The organism is Kocuria sp. NPDC057446, from assembly GCF_042802875.1.
In the GTDB taxonomy this organism is placed as follows: Bacteria; Actinomycetota; Actinomycetes; order Actinomycetales; family Micrococcaceae; genus Kocuria.
The window spans coordinates 1-4,176 of sequence record NZ_JBHVDI010000233.1 but is presented as its reverse complement, the minus strand read 5'-3'; the positions used below and the strand labels follow the sequence as shown (position 1 = coordinate 4,176).

3 protein-coding genes are annotated in these 4,176 nt (G+C 70.8%); all 3 read left to right on the top strand.

Annotated features, from left to right (window positions below):
* Window positions 1–63 precede the first annotated feature (63 nt).
* The 3 genes from mmsA to ACFU0Y_RS17440 all read left to right on the top strand — a co-directional run bounded on the left by mmsA (window position 64) and on the right by ACFU0Y_RS17440 (window position 3,899).
* Entirely contained in the window at window positions 64–1,593 is a 1,530-nt protein-coding gene (gene mmsA / locus ACFU0Y_RS17450; RefSeq protein WP_380216116.1) for a multiple monosaccharide ABC transporter ATP-binding protein, read from the top strand.
* Window positions 1,594–1,686: 93 nt separating this feature from the next.
* Window positions 1,687–2,850 (top strand): multiple monosaccharide ABC transporter permease, encoded by a 1,164-nt coding sequence (gene mmsB / locus ACFU0Y_RS17445; RefSeq protein ID WP_380216118.1) that lies wholly within the window; start codon window positions 1,687–1,689, stop codon window positions 2,848–2,850.
* Window positions 2,847–3,899, top strand: coding sequence for an aldose epimerase family protein (locus tag ACFU0Y_RS17440; protein ID WP_380216114.1), 1,053 nt, complete (start codon window positions 2,847–2,849; stop codon window positions 3,897–3,899). The genes mmsB and ACFU0Y_RS17440 overlap by 4 nt, the downstream gene beginning before the upstream one ends.
* The last annotated feature ends 277 nt before the right edge of the window (window positions 3,900–4,176 follow it).

The following is a 4,176-nucleotide window of genomic DNA, read 5'->3' as shown; positions in this document are numbered from 1 at the left end:
GTCCGAGGCCGCCCGGCCGGCCCGTCCCCCATCCACCATCCAGCTCGAGACGAGGAGGCCCGCATGAGCGAGCACGTTCTGGAGATGCGCCGGATCAGCAAGTCCTTCCCCGGCGTCAAGGCGCTGCAGGACGTCACCCTGGCCGTCGCCCGCGGCGAGGTCCACGCGATCTGCGGGGAGAACGGCGCCGGCAAGTCCACCCTCATGAAGGTGCTGTCCGGCGTGTACCCGCACGGCACCTACGAGGGGGACATCGTCCTGGAGGGCGAGACCGTCTCCTTCCGGGACATCAAGGACAGCGAGCGCAGCGGGGTGGTCATCATCCACCAGGAGCTGGCGCTGTCCCCGTTCCTGTCCGTCGCGGAGAACATCTTCCTCGGCAACGAGCGCGCCACCCGCGGGGTCATCAACTGGAACGAGACCAACGCCCGGGCCGCCGACCTGCTCCGGCGCGTGGGCCTCGACGTGAACCCCAGCGTCCCGGCCGGGGACATCGGGGTGGGCAAGCAGCAGCTCGTGGAGATCGCCAAGGCGCTCTCCAAGGACGTGAAGCTGCTGATCCTCGACGAGCCGACGGCCGCCCTCAACGACGAGGACTCCGCGCACCTGCTGGGCCTGGTCCGGGGGCTGCGCGAGGACGGGATCACCTGCATCATCATCAGCCACAAGCTCAACGAGATCCGGGCCATCGCCGACTCCGTGACGATCCTGCGCGACGGGCAGACCATCGAGACCCTCAGCCTGCACGACGGCTCCGTCACCGAGGACCGGATCATCAAGGGCATGGTGGGCCGCGAGCTCACCAACCGGTACCCCGACCGGGTGCCCGACATCGGCGCGGAGGTCCTCCGCATCGAGGACTGGACCGTGCACCACCCCCGGGAGCACTCGCGGGTGGTCGTGGACCGGGCGCAGCTGACCCTGCGGGCGGGCGAGATCGTCGGCATCGCCGGGCTCATGGGCGCCGGACGCACGGAGCTGGCCATGAGCGTCTTCGGGCGCAGCTACGGGTCCAACATCACCGGACGGCTGTACAAGAACGGCCAGGAGATCACGGCACGGACCGTCAGCGAGGCGATCCGGCACGGCATCGCGTACGCCACGGAGGACCGCAAGCGCTACGGGCTCAACCTGATCGACGACATCAAGCGGAACATCTCCTCGGCGGCCCTGGGCAAGCTCACGTCCGCGGGCTGGGTGGACGGCGGGCGCGAGACGCTGGTGGCGCAGGACTACCGGACCAGCATGAACATCAAGGCGCCCTCGGTGTCCTCGATCACCGGCAAGCTCTCCGGCGGGAACCAGCAGAAGGTCGTCCTGTCCAAGTGGATGTTCGCCGACCCCGATGTCCTCATCCTGGACGAGCCGACCCGCGGCATCGACGTGGGCGCGAAGTACGAGATCTACACCATCATCAACACGCTGGCCGCGCAGGGGAAGGCGGTGCTGGTCATCTCCTCCGAGCTGCCGGAGCTGCTGGGGATCTGCGACCGGATCTACACGCTCGCCGAGGGCCGGATCACCGCCGAGCTGCCCATCGCCGAGGCCACCCCCGAACGACTCATGCAGCACATGACCAAGGAAAAGGACTGACCCATGGCTTCCACCCTCGTCGACGAGGACCGGGCACTCGACAGCCGAGGCCCGCAGAAGGCCTCCACCGTGGCCGGCGCCGGCCGGTTCCTCATGAGCAGGCTCCGCCAGATCGGCATCTTCCTGGCCCTGCTGGTGATCGTGACGCTGTTCCAGGCCCTGACCGGCGGCGCGCTGCTCCAGCCGGACAACGTGTACAACATTATCGTGCAGAACAGCTACATCCTGCTGCTGGCGATCGGCATGGTCATGATCATCGTGGCCGGGCACATCGACCTCTCGGTCGGCTCGGTCGCCGCGTTCGTGGGCGCCATGTCCGGGATCATGATCCGCGACTGGAGCCTGCCCTGGTGGGCGGCCCTCGTGGCCGCGCTCGCGGTCGGCGCGCTCGTCGGCGCCTGGCAGGGCTTCTGGGTGGCCTACATCGGGATCCCCGCCTTCATCGTGACCCTCGCCGGCATGCTCGTCTTCCGCGGGCTGACGCAGATCGTGCTCGAGAACCAGCGGATCACCGGCTTCCCCACGGAGTACCGCCAGCTCGGCGGCGGCTCCCTCTTCCCGGGCCTGTTCCCGCCGGCGACCAACATCCTGGACTGGACCACCGTGGGCATCGGCCTCATCGCCACGGCCATGCTCGTGGTGAGCCAGCTCCGGGGCCGGGCCAATCGCGCCAAGCTCCACCTCGAGGACGAGCCGCGCGCCTGGTTCCTCACGCGCCTGGTCTTCGGCGTCGTCGTCATCCTCGCCCTGACCTTCCTGCTGGCCAGCTCGCGCGGCGGGACGCCGATCGTGCTCGTGGTCCTCGGCGTGCTCGTGGTCGCCTACAGCGCCGTGATGAACCGGACGGTGTTCGGCCGCCACGTCTACGCCCGCGGCGGCAACCTCCAGGCGGCCCAGCTCTCCGGCGTGAACACCAAGCGCGTCGACTTCCTGCTGTTCGTCAACATGGGCGTCCTGGCGGCGCTGGCCGGGCTGGTGTTCACCGGCCGGCTCAACTCCGCCGGACCGGGCGCCGGGAGTCTGTTCGAGCTGGACGCGATCGCCGCGGCCTTCATCGGCGGCGCCGCCGTGACCGGTGGCGTGGGCACGATCATCGGCGCCATCACCGGCGGCCTGATCATGGGCGTGCTCAACAACGGCATGTCCCTCATGGGCGTGGGGATCGACTACCAGCAGTTCATCAAGGGCCTGGTGCTGCTGCTGGCGGTCGGGTTCGACGTGTTCAACAAGCGCCGCGCCTCGAACGCGCTCAAATGACCGCGACCGCCCCGGTGTGCTTCGGGGTGCTGCCCGACGGGCGGGCGGTCACCGCCCACACCCTGGGCACCCCGGGCGGTCCGGTCCTGCGCGTGCTGGACCTCGGAGCCACGATCCAGGCCCTGTACCTGCCCGACAACACCGGGGGCACCGGGGGCACGGTCGACGTGGCCCTGGGCCACCCGGACGCCACCGCCTGCACCACACCCCCGGAGGCCTATCTCGGGGCGGTGGTCGGCCGCTACGCCAACCGGATCGCCGGGGCACGCTTCCCCCTCGACGGGGTCACCGTGGAACTGGCCGCCAACGAGGGCGGCGCTACTCTGCACGGAGGCCCCGACGGGTTCCACCGCCGCACCTGGCGGGTCCTGGACGCCGGCCCGGACCGGCTGGCGCTGGAGCTGGTCAGCCCGCACGGGGACCAGGGCTTCCCCGGCCGGCTCACCGTGCGCGCCACCTACACCGTCACCGGGCACACCGTGGCCCTGGACCTGGCAGCCCGCACCGACGCCCCGACCGTGGTCGGCCCGGCCAGCCACCTCTACCTCAACCTCGCCGGGGAGGGATCGGGGACGATCGAGGACCACCGGCTCACCGTCGCCGCCGACTCCTACCTCCCGGTGAGCCCGGACTCCCTGCCGCTGGGCGGGCTCGCCGAGGTGGCCGGGACCCCCTTCGATCTCACGGCCCCGGCCCGGCTCGGGGACCGGGTGCGTGATCCACACCGCCAGATCACCGCCGCCGGCGGGATCGACCACTCCTTCCACCTGCGCGGGGCAGGGGTGCGTACCGCCGCGGTGCTGGAGCACCCGGGCAGCGGGCGGGCGGTGGAGCTGGTCACCGACCAGCCCGCCCTGCAGGTCTACACGGGCAACGCCCTGGACGGGACTCTCACCGGCCCCGGAGGGCGGCCCTATTCGCGCTGGGCCGGGATCGCGCTGGAGCCCCAGCACCATCCCGACTCGCCGAACCGGCCGGAGCTCACCGACCCGGTGCTGCGGCCGGGGCAGACCTGGCGCTCCCGCACCGAGTGGCGCTTCCGCTGCTAGCGGCCGCGGGCCTTGTTCTCGCGCCGCTTCGCCATGATGCGGCCGAAGACCGCGGTGCCGACCATGAACAGGATCCTTCGCATGCTGGTGCTCCTTCTTCTCGGTGGTGCCCGAACGGCGTGCCTGAGCGACGTGCCTGAACGGCGTGCCCGGTCCACGCTACGGCCTGTCCGCGCAAAAGGTAAGGGGGCTGAAGAACATCCCGGTGCGTCTCCGCGACGGGCTGCGCCCCGATCCGGGGACGCCGACGGCCGGGCGGCTCCGGTGTGCACCGGAG